Genomic DNA, 1,000 nt, shown 5'->3' with positions numbered 1-1,000 from the left:
CCGCTGCCGGATCTTCAGCGGCACCGCGACCACAACGAACAGCCCCGCAGCACAGTAGAACCAGACCAACCCTGTATCGCGTTGCCGCAGGGCAATGCAGATGAGACAGGAAACCGCGACGATCGGGGTTATCTTGGTCACCCACCACAAGGCCGATCCCCATCCGGGTTGATCGCGCATGTCCTTGTTTACTATCAGCACGATCAACGTCGCCGCGACCTTCAGGCCGATGGCAAGAGCGGCGATCCAGCTCAAAAAGTCGATCAGGGTGGAGAAGCCGAACGTCAGCATCACATGATGATGCGACGCAGCTTGTTGCCGGGCAACCTGTAATCCGTCCTGGATGGTAAGGGACAAAGCCGGATCATATGTCGGTGAGGTCTTCGGGGTAACGCCCACCAAGCTGGCAGAACAGGAACCAGGTTTCCTGTCCCCGTCCGGTCAGGAGCAGGTGTTCCGGCCGATCTGGCGCATGATCGAGCAGGTTCAGGCGGACGAGCGGCCTGATGTTGCGTTCACCGATCAACCTGCCAGGGTTGCGACCTTGTGCGATGATGGCCCAGCCCGGCGTGCCGCGTTCAGTGATCGCAGGTGCCAGATGGCCATCGCGCGACCGGCTGCCGTCACCGCCCAGGATAGCCAGGCAGGTACTCCAGAAGGCTTCGCGGGGGCGCGGCGGGATCAGCGCCCATTCGACCGGGCCGGTATCGGACTGTTCCGGCAACGGGGTCGATGCTGCGGGACCGTCCCGCACGCCGTCCCGATATGCGCGCTCCAGCGCTTGGGCGATGGCACCGGCGGTATCGACGGTAAGGCCGTACTTCCGATCGGAGCGGTCCTTGGCGACGATCGCGCGCGCGATTTCACGAAACCGCGCCTTGCGCCGAGGATCCGGCGGGAATTTTCCGGGAAGTCCGGTCATGCCGCTTCCTCGACCGACGCTGCATCCACCCGTGCCCGTCCGACGATAGCGGCGACAGTATTCTTGCTGAGGCCGAGG

Annotated in this window: 2 protein-coding genes; both read right to left on the bottom strand. The window is 63.5% G+C overall.

Features of this window, described 5'->3' with window-relative positions; genetic code table 11:
• On the bottom strand, positions 1–291 hold a 291-nt coding region (locus ACP7BL_RS17860; RefSeq protein WP_426258930.1), incomplete at its 3' end, for a hypothetical protein.
• Positions 292–364: 73 nt separating this feature from the next.
• Positions 365–922, bottom strand: a complete 558-nt coding sequence (locus tag ACP7BL_RS17855) for a hypothetical protein (protein ID WP_339426638.1) — start codon at positions 920–922, stop codon at positions 365–367.
• Between the last annotated feature and the right edge of the window lie 78 nt (positions 923–1,000).

Source organism: Sphingomonas sp. DC1600-2, assembly GCF_049897605.1.
Taxonomy (GTDB): Bacteria; Pseudomonadota; Alphaproteobacteria; order Sphingomonadales; family Sphingomonadaceae; genus Sphingomonas.
This window is presented reverse-complemented; position numbering and strand designations above follow the sequence as displayed.